The organism is Paenibacillus sp. A14, assembly GCF_036864815.1.
Classification (GTDB): domain Bacteria; phylum Bacillota; class Bacilli; order Paenibacillales; family Paenibacillaceae; genus Fontibacillus; species Fontibacillus sanfengchensis.
Genome location: NZ_JBAGJD010000001.1, coordinates 170,463 through 187,860, shown reverse-complemented (window position 1 = coordinate 187,860; position 17,398 = coordinate 170,463). Strand labels below are relative to the sequence as shown.

At 48.5% G+C, this 17,398-nt stretch carries 20 protein-coding genes; 14 read left to right on the top strand and 6 right to left on the bottom strand.

Going from position 1 to position 17,398, the window contains the following annotated elements:
* Window positions 1-31: 31 nt before the first annotated feature.
* From V4U88_RS00910 to V4U88_RS00900, 3 genes are all read left to right on the top strand, one after another.
* The gene (locus V4U88_RS00910) at window positions 32-712 is read left to right on the top strand and encodes a serine/threonine protein kinase (protein ID WP_334071337.1); all 681 of its coding nucleotides are present in this window, start codon (window positions 32-34) and stop codon (window positions 710-712) included.
* A 90-nt stretch (window positions 713-802) separates the two neighbouring features.
* Complete coding sequence (locus V4U88_RS00905; protein ID WP_334071336.1) at window positions 803-1,060, top strand: hypothetical protein; 258 nt, start codon at window positions 803-805, stop codon at window positions 1,058-1,060.
* Window positions 1,050-1,436: a retropepsin-like aspartic protease gene (locus tag V4U88_RS00900; protein ID WP_334071335.1), complete on the top strand. Its 387-nt coding sequence runs from the start codon at window positions 1,050-1,052 to the stop codon at window positions 1,434-1,436. Before V4U88_RS00905 ends, V4U88_RS00900 begins: the two co-directional genes overlap by 11 nt.
* Window positions 1,437-1,497: 61 nt before the next feature.
* Here V4U88_RS00900 and V4U88_RS00895 read toward each other — a convergent pair whose 3' ends face one another.
* Window positions 1,498-2,652 (bottom strand): epoxide hydrolase family protein, encoded by a 1,155-nt coding sequence (locus V4U88_RS00895; protein WP_334071334.1) that lies wholly within the window; start codon window positions 2,650-2,652, stop codon window positions 1,498-1,500.
* Window positions 2,653-2,758: 106 nt separating this feature from the next.
* Between V4U88_RS00895 and V4U88_RS00890 the strand changes: the two genes are divergently transcribed.
* Window positions 2,759-3,616, top strand: a complete 858-nt coding sequence (locus tag V4U88_RS00890) for an AraC family transcriptional regulator (RefSeq protein ID WP_334072038.1) — start codon at window positions 2,759-2,761, stop codon at window positions 3,614-3,616.
* Between the two features lie 692 nt (window positions 3,617-4,308).
* Here V4U88_RS00890 and V4U88_RS00885 read toward each other — a convergent pair.
* From V4U88_RS00885 to V4U88_RS00865, 5 genes are all read right to left on the bottom strand, one after another.
* A complete protein-coding gene (locus V4U88_RS00885) occupies window positions 4,309-5,217 on the bottom strand; it encodes an EamA family transporter (protein ID WP_334071332.1) in 909 nt (302 codons plus the stop codon).
* Between the two features lie 188 nt (window positions 5,218-5,405).
* Window positions 5,406-5,975 (bottom strand): YdeI/OmpD-associated family protein, encoded by a 570-nt coding sequence (locus V4U88_RS00880; RefSeq protein ID WP_334071331.1) that lies wholly within the window; start codon window positions 5,973-5,975, stop codon window positions 5,406-5,408.
* A gap of 4 nt (window positions 5,976-5,979) precedes the next feature.
* A complete protein-coding gene (locus tag V4U88_RS00875) occupies window positions 5,980-6,498 on the bottom strand; it encodes a DinB family protein (protein ID WP_334071330.1) in 519 nt (172 codons plus the stop codon).
* Between the two features lie 82 nt (window positions 6,499-6,580).
* Window positions 6,581-7,498 carry a helix-turn-helix transcriptional regulator gene (locus V4U88_RS00870; RefSeq protein ID WP_334072037.1) on the bottom strand — a complete coding sequence of 306 codons (918 nt, stop codon included), beginning with the start codon at window positions 7,496-7,498 and terminating at the stop codon, window positions 6,581-6,583.
* Between the two features lie 33 nt (window positions 7,499-7,531).
* Window positions 7,532-8,500 carry a hypothetical protein gene (locus V4U88_RS00865; protein ID WP_334071329.1) on the bottom strand — a complete coding sequence of 323 codons (969 nt, stop codon included), beginning with the start codon at window positions 8,498-8,500 and terminating at the stop codon, window positions 7,532-7,534.
* A 146-nt stretch (window positions 8,501-8,646) separates the two neighbouring features.
* Here V4U88_RS00865 and V4U88_RS00860 point away from each other — a divergent pair, with 146 nt between their 5' ends.
* The 10 genes from V4U88_RS00860 to V4U88_RS00815 all read left to right on the top strand — a co-directional run bounded on the left by V4U88_RS00860 (window position 8,647) and on the right by V4U88_RS00815 (window position 17,360).
* Window positions 8,647-9,822 carry a radical SAM/SPASM domain-containing protein gene (locus tag V4U88_RS00860; RefSeq protein WP_334071327.1) on the top strand — a complete coding sequence of 392 codons (1,176 nt, stop codon included), beginning with the start codon at window positions 8,647-8,649 and terminating at the stop codon, window positions 9,820-9,822.
* A gap of 22 nt (window positions 9,823-9,844) precedes the next feature.
* Window positions 9,845-10,861 (top strand): radical SAM/SPASM domain-containing protein, encoded by a 1,017-nt coding sequence (locus V4U88_RS00855; protein ID WP_334071326.1) that lies wholly within the window; start codon window positions 9,845-9,847, stop codon window positions 10,859-10,861.
* 3 nt (window positions 10,862-10,864) lie between these two features.
* On the top strand, window positions 10,865-11,359 hold the full coding sequence (gene ahbA, locus V4U88_RS00850) for a siroheme decarboxylase subunit alpha (RefSeq protein ID WP_334071325.1): 495 nt from the start codon (window positions 10,865-10,867) through the stop codon (window positions 11,357-11,359).
* Window positions 11,346-11,804 (top strand): siroheme decarboxylase subunit beta, encoded by a 459-nt coding sequence (gene ahbB, locus V4U88_RS00845; RefSeq protein WP_334071324.1) that lies wholly within the window; start codon window positions 11,346-11,348, stop codon window positions 11,802-11,804. The genes ahbA and ahbB overlap by 14 nt, the downstream gene beginning before the upstream one ends.
* 422 nt (window positions 11,805-12,226) lie before the next feature.
* The gene (locus tag V4U88_RS00840; RefSeq protein ID WP_334071323.1) at window positions 12,227-12,706 is read left to right on the top strand and encodes an SRPBCC family protein; all 480 of its coding nucleotides are present in this window, start codon (window positions 12,227-12,229) and stop codon (window positions 12,704-12,706) included.
* Window positions 12,707-13,315: 609 nt separating this feature from the next.
* Complete coding sequence (locus tag V4U88_RS00835; RefSeq protein WP_334071322.1) at window positions 13,316-14,218, top strand: hypothetical protein; 903 nt, start codon at window positions 13,316-13,318, stop codon at window positions 14,216-14,218.
* 189 nt (window positions 14,219-14,407) lie between these two features.
* Window positions 14,408-14,887: a DedA family protein gene (locus V4U88_RS00830; RefSeq protein WP_334071321.1), complete on the top strand. Its 480-nt coding sequence runs from the start codon at window positions 14,408-14,410 to the stop codon at window positions 14,885-14,887.
* A gap of 77 nt (window positions 14,888-14,964) precedes the next feature.
* Complete coding sequence (locus V4U88_RS00825) at window positions 14,965-15,546, top strand: class I SAM-dependent methyltransferase (RefSeq protein ID WP_334071320.1); 582 nt, start codon at window positions 14,965-14,967, stop codon at window positions 15,544-15,546.
* A 55-nt stretch (window positions 15,547-15,601) separates the two neighbouring features.
* Complete coding sequence (locus V4U88_RS00820; protein WP_334071319.1) at window positions 15,602-16,282, top strand: response regulator transcription factor; 681 nt, start codon at window positions 15,602-15,604, stop codon at window positions 16,280-16,282.
* The gene (locus tag V4U88_RS00815; RefSeq protein WP_334071318.1) at window positions 16,275-17,360 is read left to right on the top strand and encodes a sensor histidine kinase; all 1,086 of its coding nucleotides are present in this window, start codon (window positions 16,275-16,277) and stop codon (window positions 17,358-17,360) included. Before V4U88_RS00820 ends, V4U88_RS00815 begins: the two co-directional genes overlap by 8 nt.
* The last annotated feature ends 38 nt before the right edge of the window (window positions 17,361-17,398 follow it).

The following is a 17,398-nucleotide window of genomic DNA, read 5'->3' as shown; positions in this document are numbered from 1 at the left end:
ACCGTTGGCGAAACAAAAGGAGCAGGTGACCATGGAATCGGAATGGATGCGGGCGGAGGAAGCCTTAAAGCTTGTTGAGGTGACAGGTCATGAAAACAATAAGCCGGTTTCGGTCATTCATGTCCCGGAAAATTTACGCTGTATCGGGATCGGTACGGATGCTGCTGTTTTTTATGATCCGGCCACTCCTGAATACGCGTATAAAGTGTATACCGCGCAGGCATTAGAAAAGAAGGATGTTGAGGCAGGGATTTATGATCGGTTAGAAGGATCGCGTTATTTTGCCAGGTGCTATGGTGTGGGTCCTAACTATTTGGTTTTAAGTTTGGAACAGGGAATGACGTTTTACGATTGTCTTCTGCAGGGTGTGCCGGTTCCCGAGCAAGCCATCCTGGACGTGGAGGAAGCGCGTCAGTTCGTCCGAAGTCGAGGGTTGAATCCCAGGGACATTCATCTTAAGAACGTTCTCCTGCAGGAGGGGAGAGGAAAAGTCCTCGATGTTTCGGAATACATCCAAGAGGGGAACGACAATCGTTGGGAGCATTTGGTCTGGGCATATCAGCACGTTTATCCGCTGGTCAAAGGGACAAAGGTTCCGTTATGGATGCTGGAAACCGTGACCAACTGGTACAACCGGATCGATACGGCAAGCTTTGGGATCGAAGACTTCGCTAAGCGAGTGAGCGGGTTATTCTTCGGTAAGCGTAAATAAGTGGAGGGCCGGAAGTTGTGCTTTAGCCTCAAATTTGTTTTTCTCGATCATTCAACATGGTAAAATATGATTAAAGAGGAGGCGATCCTGTTGTTATGGGCGGAAGTTAGGGAACTTTTTCCCGATCAATTTGTATTGGTTGAAGAACTGAAGTCTCATTATGAAGAAAATAAGCTTCATGTAGAAGAAGTAGCTATCATCAAGCCTATTTCTGATTCGGAGGAAGCGATGAAGGAATTGTTTGCCGCCAAGAATGAGCGTTTTGTTTACCATACTTCCAACGAAGCTATTGTTATAGAAGTACGGGACAAGCCGATGATCAGAAGAAGGACTAAAAATGAATCTTGAATATAAAGACGGTTTGTTGTTCTCGAATATAGAAATTACCCATAACGGGAAGACACTTCAATTCCCAAATGTCGTTATTGATACTGGAGCGGCAGAATCCATTCTCTCCATTGATGTAGCACAAGAACTGTTCGATGCCTATGAGCCAGGGGATCAGATTCGATTCATGAATGGTATCGGCGGCAGAGAGGCTGCCGTGCGCAGGAAGATACATGAAGTTGGGTTTCATTCATTCCGTGTGGTTAATTTTTCTATTGATTTTGGCCGCATCGATACAGATAACAAAATAGATGGCTTGATAGGGCTGGATATATTAATTCCTGGCGGGTTTATTGTCGATTTATATCGCCTTGAGATTTATTCGAATCCCAAATAAATTTTGCCCTCATCCAATTTAAAGAGGCTAACCCGAGCGGTTAGCCTCTTTAAATTCTTTCTCAATTCTTCACCCTAAAAGGCCTATAGAACTCCCGAATATCAACGGCCAAAGCCTCCGGTTCTTCCCATGCGGTAAAATGCCCGCCGCGGGGCATCGAAGCCATACGGGTTACATTCAGGTGGCGCGCAGCCCACGCTTTAGGCGGCAGCAAGACATCCGCCGGGAATAAGGCTAGGGCTGTCGGAACCTCGATGTAGCCGAGCGGCGGCAAAGAATGCGCGTTTTCATAGTAAAGATGCGCTGTCGATCCGATGGTGTTCGTCACCCAATAGATCATCATATGCGTGATGAGTTCGTCCTCGCTGAATCTTTGCTGGAGGTCACCCCGACAATCGCTCCATGCCTGGAATTTTTCCATAAGCCAACCTGCCAATCCTGCCGGCGAGTCGGAGAGTCCATAAGCCAGCGTTTGGGGGCGCGTCGTTTGAATGGACATGTAACCTCCCTCCTGAGCAATCCATGTCGAAGCCGCTTTCTTGTACCGCCGTTCTTCTTCCGAAAGCTTGGCCTCATCGGCAGCGGACATCAGATCCCTTATAATTCCGATATCGGTAAGATGAATTCCGTATAACAGTTCGGGATGATTTGCCGCCAGGTATCTGGTCACGCCGGAGCCGATATCCCCGCCAGCGGCGCCAAATTTGGGGTAGCCTAATTCTTCGGTCATAAGCTTGGCCCACATGTCGGCGACACGCAAATTGTTAACGCCGGGCTGCTTAGGGCGGCTGGAGAACCCGAATCCGGGTACGGAAGGGATGATCACGTCAAAAGAATCCTCGGGGTTACCGCCATAGCTGGCCGGATCCGTCAGAAGCGGAATGATTTTTTGGTACCGAAGGTAACTGTCTGGCCACCCGTGGGTAAGAATCAGGGGCAACGGGTTAGATCCCTTCCCGCGCTCATGTACAAAATGTACGTCGAAGCCGTCGATATGACAGCGGAACTGGGAAAAGCGGTTCAAGGCGGATTCTTGTACGCGCCAATCATATTGGTCTCTCCAATACGAAACCAGCGATTTTAATGTGTTTAATTCCGTGCCGCGTTCCCAACCCGTGTTTTCGACTTGATCCGGCCAACGGATGTGCCGCAGTCTGTATTGCAGATCGTCCAGGATCTCATCGGAAACGTGAATATGAAAACGTTCAACAGCCATGTTTGACTCCTCCTTTTGTTGCTACAACGTCATTATATCCCTCCCCCTGGTGTGGTACACTGGCATAAATGAAGGATCTGACTATACTATTTGATAGGTGAACGCTATGCCGCAATTCGACCGTTACAAAAACCGCCTGGTGAACATTGAATTTGCCGCCGTGGAGGATCTGAGTCATCTTCCTTACCCCGATCGGCTCTCTCTCGTTTTCGTTACGTCCGGGAGTATGAGGGGGATGTTGAACGAACGTCCCCTATCGATTGCCGCTCCCTGTATCTTGTGCCTGGCGGAAGAGGATGAGCTGAAAATCACGGAGAAGCAGAACGTGGCCGCCCAATCCTTTCATTTTCAACGCGAATTTCTGAACTCCGTACCGGATTCCGAGACGCAGCGCGACCTTCGGATGGCTCCGAGAATCCGGACGGGCCTTTCCCTTTTTCAAAGAAATGATGCCCAACATACAGGTCTGCCCCGTATAACCGAAAAAGCCTATCCGCTCCTGTTCGAGTGGTTTTTTGTGCTTGGTACGGAAGTGCAGGCGCAAAGCGATGAACGGTGGAGGTGCCGAATCAAGAAATACCTGATCCAGATTTTGGGCATGCTCGAGGATTTAAATCGGAGCAGCGAACAATCGCCGGTGGATCTGGTTCTGGAATATATCCATACGAATTATTTCAGGAAAATTGCTTTGGAAGATCTGACGAAGTGTGCCCACTTGAACCGGGTGAGTCTGAACAAGCTGTTTCAGGAAAGATGCGGAACTACCGCCATGGGTTACTTGCTTTCGCATCGCTTGAAGGTAGCGGGCGATCTTTTAACGCATACGGATATGAACCTGAACGATATCGCACGTGCCACCGGATTTGAATACGACACCTACTTCATCAAACAATTCACGTCCAAGAGAGGACTATCGCCGACCACATATCGGGTGACCTCTCGGAAGTTAGCGGCATTTCTGTAGGAGGCTTACTATCATCCATTGGAAAATACTTGGCGGAGTGTCTAATCCATGGATGTCCTATGTTGATCTTACAAGGGATGGTAGAGAAGAAGTGGTCGTTATTCTTGTTACCGGACGGGTACTAATTTAGATACGAATGAAGCTCATGTATTAAACGGAGCCCCGTGAATGGGGTGCTTCCAGATCACGTATGCACTGTTCAAGTAACCTATAAGTATAATCAAACCCTAAATGAGTTTATTGTAGACCGAATTGAAGTTACCCCTGATGAATAAACCAAAAAAGTTGGCGCCTAGAGTGCTTCCAAACTTCCAACTTCAAAAAGATGCAAATCTGCAGGTATTTAAGCCGATTTCCGAGGGGATGCGAAAAAAGATGCAAATCTGCAAGAATTTCCAGCGTTTTTAGAGAAACGAGCCGGTTTCGTCGAAAATTCCTGCAGATTTGCAGGTAATTAGAAATTTTGAGTCCAAACAGGAAAAAAGCATGCAGATATGCAGGAATTTTATGTTATCGAGGTTGTTTGACGGGGTGCTAGTAATAATCGCACCCCTTCATGGGGTAGTCAAAAGCGGCAGCGGTATAGTAGCTTGAACGAAGTGAAAGCTAGCGCCTTTAGACGCGAGCTGGTAATAAAGGCTTATAACCTAAGAGCAAACTACCCGTTTGACGGGTGGTTATGATTTGTTACTCTAACCGGCAGACTTCTGAACGTTTAAAGAGTTGGGATTCGAGCTTCCCGCCCGGAGATTGCTGCTAACAATCCCTAGCAGAATAATGATTACCCCAATCCACTGCGGCAAGCTGATCGGTTCCGCCAGTACCAAAGAGGACATGATCAGAACCACCGGCAATTCGGAGGAGGTAAGAATGGTCCCCAATCCTGAGCCGACATGCGGCATTCCAATGGAAAACAAGAGGGGAGGAAGGACGACCCCGAACACACCCAGCGCTAATCCATAAGGAAGCACCCCCGCTAAACCATCCATGTCGAATAAAAACGTTGGCGGAAATACGAGAAAGACAGTGATTACGCCTCCCGTGGACAGCAGAGCGCTTTTTAAAATGGGCGGTGCCGCTTTTTCGACAGAACTGCTCAAAAAAACAAAGGTGGAAAAGCTGCATGCCGCAAGCATTCCCCATATGGTTCCCTGCCATGACAACGTGAGGCTTTCCTGAAAGAGGATATTGGCTGCCAGAATGGAACCGACCAGAAGCAACCCAATCGAAACAAGCTTACGCTTTGTAGGCTTTCTCTTATGGAACACCCACTCCAGCAGGGCCCCGATCCAAACAAACTGGAACAAAAATACAATAGCGAGGGAAGCGTTTAGGGTTTGTAAGGCTTGATAATAAAAGATACCGGTTAACCCGAACGGAATCCCCGATAAGATCAGCTTGGTAATTTGCCTGCGAGTCAGTTTTTTCTTTTTGGTCAATAGGACGGCAATCCAGGCCAACACAACCCCGAAGAAATACTGCGCTCCGGTCACGGCCGACACGGTGAAACCCGCAGCATAGGCCAATTTCACGAAAGTGGATAAAATCCCGTAACAGCAGCCTCCCAAAAACACAATCAGTGCATAGTGCCAAAATTTCATGATTCTCCTCCTTCGGTGGACGCAAAAAAGCCACACAAAAGACCGGTAAGGCCTTCCGTGTGGCGAAAATAGAGATAGTCTCCAGAAAAGTCCACATCATCCTGATTAGGTTTTAGATCGTATTCCGTTCCGGTAAACAGTATAAAAGCATTCTTGGCGCGTTGTCAATCCTTAATCCACTTAACAACTTAATCATCCAGCAGGCGACCATCATCATGCCATTGCCCGTACATTTTATTTTCTCTCGTGTTTGTTATAAATTTGTCTAATCTGCTTTCAAACAATCCGGGTTGGTTTATGACGCTTTGGATGGTGTCGATCCGAACTCTTTGATACAGCGCCGGAAAAGCCAAGAAATTCTCATAAACTTGCGGTTCCTCTCGCAGTCTTTGCTCTATCACCCTATCCATTTCAAAAGAATCGGGGTCCATGTCGGGAAGTACCTTTCTTCCTTCGTCTGTCATGAACCCCAGCTTTTCGAGGCGGCGGACACGTTCTTTGTTGAGTTCGGTCCATGAACTTTTTTTGCTTCTGGGTGACAGTCTTTGCGCCGTCTCCGTTTCGGATATTCTCTTTTTGATGCTGTCGATCCAGCCAAAACACAAAGCTTCTTCGACCGCGTCCAAATATAAGAGCGTACCCGGAGTCGGCTTCATGCCGACTACCACCCAACAAGCTTTTTCGGTCTTGCTGTGCTCGTAAAGCCAAATCCTTAATTCTTCTCTCGATTTGACGGGAAGGAGATTTTCAATTTCCATAGATTTAGTTCATGGTTGCAGCCGGTTTCATATACCAAAAAAGCGCGTAGTCGTTCATAGTGGATGCGTGGCCCAATTGCCGGAGCATCGTAGAAATATTGCCCCGGTGGTAGGTCCCGTGATTAACCACATGCAGCACCATTTCCGATAAGCGGGTTTGGCGGATTCCGGCGAACGGATTGTCAAGCAGAATGGTTTGCTCCAGATCGGCTTGGCTTCGGAACCATTGTCCGTATTGTTCGGCTAACTGCTCAAAGGCGTTGGCGTACTCATCCACGGAACCCAGGACATTCTCATTTAGCGGTTTCGCTGATTGAAAAGCCTCAGGCATCTCCATGCCCGTTAAAACCAGATACCACATCGTATCTACAGAGTAGATATGACTCAGGGCGTGGGCGATGGTGGGAAATGAGCTGTTCACTTCCTGGCTCAGCACGGAGGGCGGGAGTTCCTTGATTCTCCCTAGGATCGTTTGGTTGGCCCAGGTGTGGTATTGGTACATTTCTACGGGATGATTCGTCATTCGTATCGTCTCCTTCAACTTGTCATGGATTTGTTTTTTGCTTCTGTCCGGATTATAAAAAAAGAAGTATGACAACAGTCTGTCATACTTCTTCATAAAGCTTGAGCGCATGCTGAAGCTGTTCTTTGAGAATGTCCCGAAGCGGGGGAGGCTCGAGGACTTCGGCCCCGCTGCCGAAACTGAGCAGAATGGACCAAAGCCAACGTGCCTCGAGCGGCCGATAAACGGGAATCCGCACGGTCATGCTCCCATCGGCGTGAAATTGCTTCTCCGCCTGGTGGAACTGATCCATCACTTCGGCCAAAGCCTCAGGCTTTACCCGGATTACGACTTCTTCAACCTGGCCATCCCAGGCCTTTTTTGCAGCCCCCGCGTCCTCCGGTACCTCGTGATGCGGATTAAAGGTATCCTGCGTCAGCGTCAGATGCAGCATCCGGGATAGCCGGAACTCCCGATAATCCCGTCGTGTTCGGCAATACCCATAGATGTACCAGTTGCCGAATTTAAAATGAAGCCGCACCGGTTCCATCACGCGGGTTGTCCGTTCATTCTGCGCACTGACGTAATCAAAACGGATGATATTTCGCTGCATGATGGCCATGCGTAAAAGAGGAAGCGCGCCCAGATCCGTGCGGCGGGTTTCCAAATCGACGGACAAATTCGTAGTCCGATGCTCCGGTCCGATCGACTGCAGCCGCTCGATGGTGCCCTGCGCACGCTCGTCTTCAAACACGGTGGAGAGACTTTGGAGTATGGTAATCAAGGAATTGACATCGTATGAACCGAGCAGGCTCTTATCCATTTTGTATCCGTCCATAATGCCATATCCGCCGTTCATTCCCTGATGCGATACCACCGGAAACCCCGCCGCACAAATCGCGTCGATATCCCGATAGATGGTTCTTTGCGAAACTTGAAACTCTTCAGCCAGCTTGGAGGCGGACAAAACTTCGTGATTCAGCAGCTTGAAGATGATGGAGATCAATCGCTCCAATTTGATAGGTATCACCGTCCGTTTGCTCTATTGTAATGGTCAAGGCGATGTATACCGCCCATACTTTATGTCCAACTCTCCGAGGTTCTCCCCGTCTTCCAGCAGGAAAAAGGAATCAACGCCTTCCGCTCCCCACCACGACATCCCCAGCAGGAGACCTTGCTTCGTTTCGGCGGCCAGCAGCAGCGGGAACATGTCCGGCGACACCTCACCGCCGTCATCCACGCGCCAGACGGATGTATCGTCCTCAGCTACCGCAGGATAATCCCGAAATAAGAAATTCTCCCCATTAAACAAGGCGATGCTGAAAAGCCGGTCCTTCCCCTTGTCCTCAAATCTGACAAGATAAAGCTTACGTCCCGAGCCGATGCCGGCAAGCGTCCACATTTGAGCCACATCGCGGTCTCTCATGAGGGAGATGTTTTCCATGAGTGTTTCTTCCTCCGCCTCATGTTCCGCATCCGCTCCCGTCTGCACCGGGGAAGTGATCTCAAGCAAGGATTGGAGGTCAAAGTCCTGTTGATTCACCACATAATAGGTCTCGTTGGGAGCGGCCTTCCCGTCAATCACATCGAAAATATAACCTTCCAGGTTAGCGAAATTGTTGGCGGTGTCCCGGCCGTTGCTTTGCTCGGAGCCTTTTTGCCGTTTCGCAAATCGGACGCCGTACGTTTTTCCGCCTTCTCCGATCATGTTGCCGTATTTCGAGAGGGACGCTTCCAACCCGGCTTTCTGCCCGGTGACGATGATTTGGCTGCCGTCCGCATTCGCGAACCCGAATAAGGGACTTAGGTTTTTGATGTCCGCGAAATGTTTTTTCTCATCGAGGTGATCATCAGGTGCATTCGTCGGAGCGTTTGTGCCACTGTTAATCCTTAACGGGGATTCCACCGTAGGCTTGGCTTCCTCTTCCTTCCCGGTTCCCGAGTCACCGCTCTGATTGGAACAGCCTAGGGTCAGCGACGTCAACAGGGATGTCAGCATCGTCGCAATGATCCATTTTTTCATATACGGGTTATCTCCTCTCTGACCTATATAGAATAGACGCTGCGAGAAAGGTATTTATCACCGAATGTTTTGAAACTCTGTAATGTGTATTTTTTCACAAATAGTGAAAAGAATAGATACTATCAATCGCGAAAAGAGGGACAGGCATGATTAATGTAACGAAACTGCTGACCGGTGTGGACGGAGAAGGAGATCATCTGCGGTATTCGCTTCCGGTCGGGTCAAGACCGCTAGGGACAACGGCCGAGAAAGGTCCGGTCGTCGTCTGGAATGCCACGCGCGCCTGCAATCTGAGCTGCCGCCATTGCTATGCCGATGCTTGCCCCTCCAAAGATGAGGGAGAACTGACCACGGCGGAAGCGCTGGACTTTATCGATGATCTGGCCGCTTTCCGCGTGCCGGTGCTGCTGTTTTCCGGCGGGGAACCGCTGATGCGCAAAGATCTGCCTGAACTGATCGCCTATGCCTCAAGCAAAGGGCTGCGCCCGGTCTTGTCAACCAATGGCACGCTAATTACCAGCGGCAAAGCCAGGCTGCTCAAAGAGGCGGGAGTCAAATATGCGGGCATCAGCCTCGACGGGCTGAAAGGCAAGCACGACCGGTTTCGGGGGCGCGAAGGTTCGTTCGGGCGGGCGCTTAGCGGCATACGCAACTGCCAGACCGCCGGCTTGAAGGTCGGCCTGCGGTTTACGATCAGCAGCAATACCTATGACGATCTGGACGGAATTCTTGAATTGATCGAGGAAGAAAATATAACGCGCGCCTGTTTTTATCATCTGGTCTATTCCGGACGCGGCAGCGCTCTCAGGAAAGAGGACGTTACCCGCGAGCAGTCCCGGCTGGCGATGGAGAAGATCATTGCCAAGACGCTGGAACTCCACCAAAAAGGCAAGGCCGTCGAGCTGCTTACGGTAGACAACCATGCGGACGGCGTATATTTGTACCGGTGGATGAAGGAGCGCGATCCCGAACGGGCCGCCGCGCTGCTTGAGCTGCTGCGGCGCAACGGCGGCAACCGCTCCGGTCTGGCGATCGGCTGCGTCGACTGGCAAGGGCGCGTGTACCCCGATCAATTCATGCGGGACGTGGAAATCGGCAATATCCGGGAGCGGAAATTCAGCGACCTCTGGAGCGAAGCGTCTCATCCCGTCCTTGCCGGCCTGAGGGACAGGCAGCTGCTGCTGAAGGGGCGCTGCAAAAATTGCGGCTGGCTCGATATCTGCAACGGAAATTTCCGCGCCCGTGCCGCATCGGTCAGAGGCGATTACTGGGATGCCGATCCGGCCTGCTATTTAAGCGACCGGGAAATCAAGTTGGTGTAAAAAGTCAAAAAGGAGGCCGAAGATGCTTGTATCCTGGAATGTGACCAAACGATGCAATCTGTACTGTGAGCACTGTTACCGTGATTCGGGTCCGGAGGCATCCCTCGAAGGTCAGCTCACGACCGAGGAAGGACGCCGTCTCATGGACCAGATCAAGGAGGCCGGATTCCGACTCCTGATCTTCAGCGGCGGCGAACCGCTGATCCGGGGCGACCTGACGGAGCTGGTCGCCTATGCGGCCTCGATCGGGCTGAAGCCGGCGATCGGCAGCAACGGCACGCTGCTGACCGCCGCGAAAGCCCGGGAGCTAAGGGATGCCGGACTCGGCGGCATCGCCATCAGCATCGACAGCGCTGATCCCGCGGCCCATAACCGGTTCAGACATGCGGCGGAGGGTTGGGAAAAGGCGGTGGAAGGAATCCGGCATGCCCAGGCCGCCGGATTAAAGGTTCAGATCAACATGACGTTGAAAGAAGACAATGTGGACGACTTTGAACAGGTGGCGCAGCTCGCGGAGGAGTTGAACGTGGCGTCGCTGCACCCCTTTTTTCTCGTTCCGACGGGACGTGCCGTGCACATGGAAGAAGAAGCGCTCAAACATGAACGTTATTATATGGTGCTCCGCAAGGTGCTGCAGAAACAGCAGGGAACCCGGATCGAGATCAAGCCGACCTGCGCGCCGCAATTCATGCCGCTTGCCAAAACCATGAATATGGAAATGCGCTATACCAGGGGCTGCCTCGCCGGCGTGGCTTACTGCTCGGTGCTGCCGGACGGGGATGTGCACATTTGCCCGTATCTGCCCGTGAAAGTGGGGAATGTCCGTGAAACCTCGTTTTCGGACATTTGGCGCAACCATCCCGTCTTTCAAGATTTGCGAAACTTCCAAAAATATGAAGGGTCCTGCGGCTCCTGCCCCGATGTCGGGACTTGCGGAGGGTGCCGGGCCCGGTCATTTTACTATAGCGGCGGCAATTTTCTAGCCGAGGAACCGTGGTGTCACAAAAGACCGCCAGCGCGGAAAGTTATGGAGGGATAAGAGGTGGAACTGGATGCGAAAGACAGGGTCTTGCTAAACCGGGTGCAGGAGGGGCTTCCGCTCGTAAAGCTGCCCTGGGAGAATATCGCCGAAGAGCTGAACATGCCGGTGCAGGAGGTGCTGCAAAGGATGGGGAGGCTAACGGAGGAGGGGATGATCCGCCGGGTCGGGGGGATTTTTAATCCGACAAAGCTTGGATTTTCGGGAAGATTATACGCGATGGAAGTCAAGGAAGAGCTTTTCTATGATGTAGCCGCGGTAGTGAACAGTTTCAAGGGCGTGACGCATAATTACCGCCGCCGCAGCCGGTTAAATATGTGGTTTACGTTATCGGCGCGGACGGAAGAGGAACGGGCGGGCATCCTGGGGGAGATCCGGGAGGCTGCGGGTCAGGCTAAAATATTTGAATTTCCGGCGGAGCGGATGTATAAGCTGAAGGTATTTTTTAATATGGAGGAACAGGAAAGGGGAGGCGAGGGAGACTTTGGACGATATTGATCTGAGGCTTGTCCGCGAGCTGCAAGGGGAGCTTCGAGTTTCGCCTGACCCCTATGGCGATATCGCCCGCAGAACGGGATGCGCGGTCGAAGAGGTTCTGCTGCGGCTGCAAAGAATGCGGGAATCCGGTGCGCTCAAACGGGTCGGGGCCGTCCTGAAGCACCGGAACACCGGGTTTATCGCGAACGGTATGTTCGTCGGCCTCCTTCCGGTGGAGCATGTTGATGAAGCCGGCCAAAGGCTCGCCGCAGTTCGTGAAGTCAGCCACTGTTACCGGCGGACGCCATACCCGGAGTGGCCATACAACCTGTACGCGATGATACACGGTACGTCGGAGGAACATGTACTCCGGATCGTTGACGATTTTGTCCGGAACGAAGCCGTTGTCCTTTACGATACCTTGTTCAGTACCGAGGAGTTGAAGAAGAGCAGTTTTTCGCTTTGATTTGCAGGCTGCCCGAGGTAATCCGGCACTTTCCACATCCGAATACGACGCTTATGGATTGATCGTTCTATATATTGATTGGAATGCTCCTGCCTTGTCAAGGACTTCTGGAACGATTAGTATAGAATTAATAATGGAGGTCTTCTTATGCCACGAACGGGACGCCCTCGCGCATTTAACCGTGACGGGGCGGTGGGGGAATTTCAATGCAAGCCCGGGACGGGGTTCCCTACGAGGTTATTGACGCGGCCATCTCTCTACTGATTAGCGTATGGGATACGTTAGCTGCCAAGACTGGCGAGAAGGGGAGCGTTTGAGCAGGACAAGTTTTACTCTTAACGGGGAATACTACAGGAGATGAAACGGACCGGAAGAATGCCGTTGCAGGCAATCCAACAAGTGCGGAAGGGGATGCGGGAATCATGCAAGAGAAGCTTCAATCCATCGATGATTTATCGACAGTTCAGGTAGAAATGCTAATCAAAAGGCCGATTCATGTAGTATTTGAGGCCTTTGCCGATCCTGCGATCACCACCAAATTCTGGTTCACCCAAAGCAGCGGAAGATTGGAACAGGGAAAGCGTGTCCGTTGGGATTGGGAGATGTACGGGGTTGGAGCCGACCTTGAGGTCAAAGAAATCGAAGAGAATAAACGAATCTTCATTGAATTCGACGATCGCACTACAGTCGAATGGACTTTTACGCCGCGAGCGGACCATGAAACCCTGGTCACGATTAAAAACGCGGGGTTCACGGGGGGTCAGGAAGAAATTGTAAAGCAAGCCATCGACGCAAAAGGAGGATACACGATTGTGGTTTGCGGTCTGAAAGCTCTGCTTGAACATGGGATTATGCTGAATCTTGTGAGTGATGCGTTTCCGGACGCGCACGTTAATGGCTGACAGCTCTCAGCGCCGGTACTATTAATTAACATATATGAAATTATTTCGTACTATATAGGCTGAACTATTGATTTTGCATAAAAGACAGCAGTGTGAGCTCTGTTCTTATCACAATCTTGCTCGACGCCAATGATTTAAATCAAATTAACGGGAATTCCTCACGTTAATAGGGTGCCTATGCGGCTGCAGGGCACATTAGCTGGAAAACCTCCCGCTAATTCGCTTGAAATTGCGTGTACCGGCAATTTAATCGCGAAATAGATGGAGCTTTTCCAGCTAAATTGGATCCAAGGGCCTAGAGCAATATATTAACGGGAGGTTTTCCCGTTAATATATCGCGGTTAAGTGTGTAAGCTCCAACGGTGGCGCTTTATATCTACAATGGTGGATGTTGACGGAGCATCTTTAGTTCAACCTATATAGGGAAAAAAGGAGAACACAATGCTTCAACACACGGAACGACTAATTCGTCTTCTCAGGAGTCAGCCGAGGCTTCCCGCAGCTATCCTGTCATCCTATTGTCAAGTTATTGCGTTATATGGAGAACGTGAAGACGCTGCGGCACTTTTTAGGCTTTTTCTGGAGCAGCCTGGGGATTATAGACATGTTATGGTGCTTAACCCTGTAATGCGATGCGGGGATCCGGCGCTTGCGGAAGAGATCGATCGTGATTGCTTTGAGCAAAGTAGACTAAAGGACGATATGCCGAGCGATATTTTACATGTATTGGGCTATATGGGCTATGAAAAATACACGGACTATATGGTAGATTGCATCGGAATGGATGACTGGTATCTATCCAAGGATGCGTGTCTCGGGCTTATGCACCTTCCGATCGGACCGCATCATGAGGACCGGTTGAGGGCGGAAATGGAAAAGGTGTACGGGCAGCCGCTTTTTTCCGAGTTTTTGCCGGCGCTTTCTTTTAAATTTTGCGGTCCTGAGATCGTTCCGCGGCTTCAGGCTTGGGGGGATCAGGCTTCCACGGATTGCAACGCCGGGATTCTTTTGGGTATCGCCGCTTATGGGGAAAGTCAGCGGGAGAGGATGAAGCAGCTCCTCTGGAATCCGGGGTGGGAGTTGTACAGCATAGGAACCGGAAGTCACTGGTGGGCTTACTTTGGCATGCAGATGGTAAAGTTATCTTTCCGCGAACTTATTTCGGATATTAAGAATGATACCCCATTGGAACAGGAGAAACGCGATTCGGGAGAAGTGGATAAGCAGCTCATAGAACATAAGCTGGACGTACTTCACGATTTGCTTGACCTTAAGCTGAGTCACCCGTTGAGTTCGCTTCGGTTTGTCCAGGAAGTCCAAGAGGACTTAATGGAATTGTACACGCAATTGTTCGAATGGAGAACCGAGCATCAGGATGACTCGCTAACCGGGCGAATCGGCTATTATTTTGGACATGATCATCCGCTAGCGGATAAGTATCTGCAACTGAGTAAGAGGATGGAAGAGGGAATATTCCGGGAGTTGGAACGTGAGATCTTTCGAAAGGTTTAACGTAAGCGATTTGCAACATAGACAAGAAAGCCTCACTCCATATGAGTGAAGGCTTTTTCTTTTTTAAACTATACCAATACAAGTTGCTCTTTAAAGACTCCTTCAGCTTTTCTTTAGATTTATCCTCGCAAATTCCTTAGAATTTTTCGGTATTATGTTTCTGTCTAAAACACAACGAGGAGCAGAAACATGATCAGTAATACCATCATACAGTTCGTTGAGCACTATGGCTATCTTGCTTTTTTCTTAGCCTTCTCGCTAGGTCCATTCGGAGTCCCGGTCCCCAATGAAATAACAATACTAACTGGCGGTATTCTGAGTAACGCCGGTGTTTTAGACCCGTGGAAAACATATGTTTTCATCTTAGTTGGCCTGTTGACATCCATTACGAGTTCTTATTTTGCAGGCAGAATTTTTGGGAAAAAATTAAAAATAAGATTTCAACATCATCGCCACTTCCAGAAAGCTGAAAAGATTTTAAAACAACAAGGAGATAGGGCCATATGTATTGGATTTTTTATTCCAGTTATTCGGTATATCATCCCTTTATTTGTTGGATTAAGCGGGGTTAGATTCAGAAAATTTGCCCTGGTATCATCATTAAGCGCTTTATTATGGACGGTCACATTTTTTACGGCTGGCAGGTGCTTGGGGGGAATCCTATTTTAAATTCACATAATTGATTCTATCGCCAATTCTAGCCCATCAACAACGAGAAAAAAATTATCATATTGGGGGAGTAACTGTTGAATATCCGTGAATGTCTGCTTTTTTTGCAAGGTTTTCTCAAAAATCCACAGCGAGTGGGAAGTGTTATACCGAGTTCTCGATTTTTAGCCGCTAAAATGCTTCAGTCTGTACCATGGAATGAGGTAAAGTCGGTAGCGGAGCTCGGGTCAGGTACAGGTGCTATCACACGTTTCATGAAAACACAGCTAACCGGAGCAACTAAAGTGATATTGTTTGAAAGAGATAAGAAGATGAGAAATAATCTGAAGACAGAATATCCCGATTTCGTATGTTATTCGAATGCATGCCAACTAGTTAAAAAAATGAATCAAGAGGACATCAGTCACCTTGATTGTATTATTAGTGGATTGCCATTCTTTAATTTTACGAGTGAAATGCGAGAAACTTTACTTCGCCAGATTATAGAGGCACTAAAACCAGGAGGGATTTTTGTCGCTTATCAGTACTCTCTTCAAATGAAAAAAAAATTTGCCGAAGAACTAATTATTGAAAAAATCGAGTTCGTGCCCTTCAATTTCCCCCCGGCTTTTGTTTATACTTGTCGCAAGAGGGGAATAATTCAAAATGAAATAGAGTAATAGCTTGGAGCGATTTTAGTAGCCATACTATAAAACAGAACAGGAGCAGCATGAAATGAATACCGTGCTTATCGTAGATGACGACTCGGAAATTAGAGATGTCATTCATGTATATTTGCGTAATGAAGGATACCATATCATAGAAGCTGTAGACGGTCTGGAAGCGCTGGATATCATAAAAACGACCTCGATCCAACTCGTTATCCTGGATGTCATGATGCCGCGAATGGATGGAATTAAAGCTTGCATTAAAATAAGGGAAATTTCGAACACTCCCATTATCATGTTATCGGCCAAGGAAGAAGATATCGACAAAATCACAGGTCTTACTACCGGAGCGGACGATTACATGATAAAACCCTTTAATCCGTTAGAATTGCTCGCTCGGGTAAAAGCTCAACTGCGACGACAAGCATTAATAGGAAAAGAAGAATTTAACTCTCTGATCCTCATCAAAGACCTTGTTATTGATAAGACTAAACATTCCGTTTTGTTGAAAGGAAACCAGATCCCGCTGACCCCGCTTGAGTTCTCAATTCTAGAGCTGCTTGCAAGCCACCCTGGACAAGTATTTAGCTCTGAGAAGATTTACGAAAGCGTTTGGAAAGAACCGTATGGATATTCAGATAATACAGTAATGGTGCACATTCGAAATTTGCGGGAAAAAATAGAGGAATCTCCAAGAGAGCCCCGCTATATCAAAACGGTTTGGGGAGTTGGCTATAAAATTGACTGAACATGTACAAAAGCCGATAAGGAAAAAAAAGATCCAGGTCAACATATTAATCAGAACAGTTCTAAGTTTAATTATTGCAATCGCTAGTAATGATTTGCTCATTTTACTATTCTCAAAGGTTGGTAATGAAATGGGGTGGGATGGGTTTCTCCATTTCTTTCCCTATCTTCTTACGCCCTTGTTTATTGTTAGCTTTATTCTTACTTTTTTAGTTTTAACACGACGAATTGTGAAAGACTTAATCAATTTGGAATATGGGCTTCAAATTATTTCGGAGGGGGATTTGAATTATCGGGTATCAGTTCATCGGCAAGATGAACTCGGGCGGGTCGCGTTTAACATTAATCGAATGACAGAGCGTTTGCAACAGCAGATTGTAAAGGAGCGTGAAGCAGAAAAATCCAAGATGGAGATGATCACAGGCATTTCACATGACTTGCGTACGCCTCTAACAAGTATTATCGGCTACATTGAGCTTTTAAGAACAGACTCATTTCAAGATAAGGAAGAATATACGCGATTTGTTCAAAACACCTATAACAAAGCCCTTCATTTGAAAAAATTGCTCGATGATTTATTTGAATATACTCGACTTACTTCGATCGAAACCCGACTGGACCTAAAGAAGATCGATGTATTCCAACTTCTCGATCAGTTGCTGTTTGAATTTGAACCGATCGCCCAAGAGAACGGGATCCATATTGTAAAAGAAATAGGGGACTCACCTATTATAACCCTTATCGACAGTGAAAAAATTGCCAGGGCCATCGATAACCTGCTTATGAACGCCCTTAAGTACTCTGTAAAACCGGGAGCCGTTCGTATTTTCATGAAATCGAATCCTAAGCAAATTCATATTGAGGTCGAAAATAAAGGGTATCCACTAACGCTTGAACAAGAAAATAAACTCTTTGATCGTTTTTATAAAGTCGACCATTCACGAAGCAGCGAAGGCATTCAAACGGGGTCCGGATTAGGCCTATCTATTGCCAGAAACATTATTGAGATGCATGGGGGAACCTTAACCCTCAATCATATAAATAACATCTTTAAATTTACTATTATTTTGCCTCGATAAAGAAAGCAAAAAGGTGAATAAAAACCTCCACTCATAGA

What these genes read in the sequence shown, in the direction of transcription:
- V4U88_RS00880 (WP_334071331.1), bottom strand. Translation starts at nt 5,975, where the DNA reads ATGGAAATTGAAAATCTCCTTCCCGTCAAATCGAGAGAAGAATTAAGG.
- V4U88_RS00835 (WP_334071322.1), top strand. Translation starts at nt 13,316, where the DNA reads ATGGTGCTTAACCCTGTAATGCGATGCGGGGATCCGGCGCTTGCGGAA.
- V4U88_RS00855 (WP_334071326.1), top strand. Translation starts at nt 9,845, where the DNA reads ATGCTTGTATCCTGGAATGTGACCAAACGATGCAATCTGTACTGTGAG.
- V4U88_RS00830 (WP_334071321.1), top strand. Translation starts at nt 14,408, where the DNA reads ATGATCAGTAATACCATCATACAGTTCGTTGAGCACTATGGCTATCTT.
- V4U88_RS00900 (WP_334071335.1), top strand. Translation starts at nt 1,050, where the DNA reads ATGAATCTTGAATATAAAGACGGTTTGTTGTTCTCGAATATAGAAATT.
- V4U88_RS00865 (WP_334071329.1), bottom strand. Translation starts at nt 8,500, where the DNA reads ATGAAAAAATGGATCATTGCGACGATGCTGACATCCCTGTTGACGTCG.
- V4U88_RS00820 (WP_334071319.1), top strand. Translation starts at nt 15,602, where the DNA reads ATGAATACCGTGCTTATCGTAGATGACGACTCGGAAATTAGAGATGTC.
- V4U88_RS00860 (WP_334071327.1), top strand. Translation starts at nt 8,647, where the DNA reads ATGATTAATGTAACGAAACTGCTGACCGGTGTGGACGGAGAAGGAGAT.
- V4U88_RS00895 (WP_334071334.1), bottom strand. Translation starts at nt 2,652, where the DNA reads ATGGCTGTTGAACGTTTTCATATTCACGTTTCCGATGAGATCCTGGAC.
- V4U88_RS00890 (WP_334072038.1), top strand. Translation starts at nt 2,759, where the DNA reads ATGCCGCAATTCGACCGTTACAAAAACCGCCTGGTGAACATTGAATTT.
- V4U88_RS00840 (WP_334071323.1), top strand. Translation starts at nt 12,227, where the DNA reads ATGCAAGAGAAGCTTCAATCCATCGATGATTTATCGACAGTTCAGGTA.
- V4U88_RS00910 (WP_334071337.1), top strand. Translation starts at nt 32, where the DNA reads ATGGAATCGGAATGGATGCGGGCGGAGGAAGCCTTAAAGCTTGTTGAG.
- V4U88_RS00885 (WP_334071332.1), bottom strand. Translation starts at nt 5,217, where the DNA reads ATGAAATTTTGGCACTATGCACTGATTGTGTTTTTGGGAGGCTGCTGT.
- V4U88_RS00875 (WP_334071330.1), bottom strand. Translation starts at nt 6,498, where the DNA reads ATGACGAATCATCCCGTAGAAATGTACCAATACCACACCTGGGCCAAC.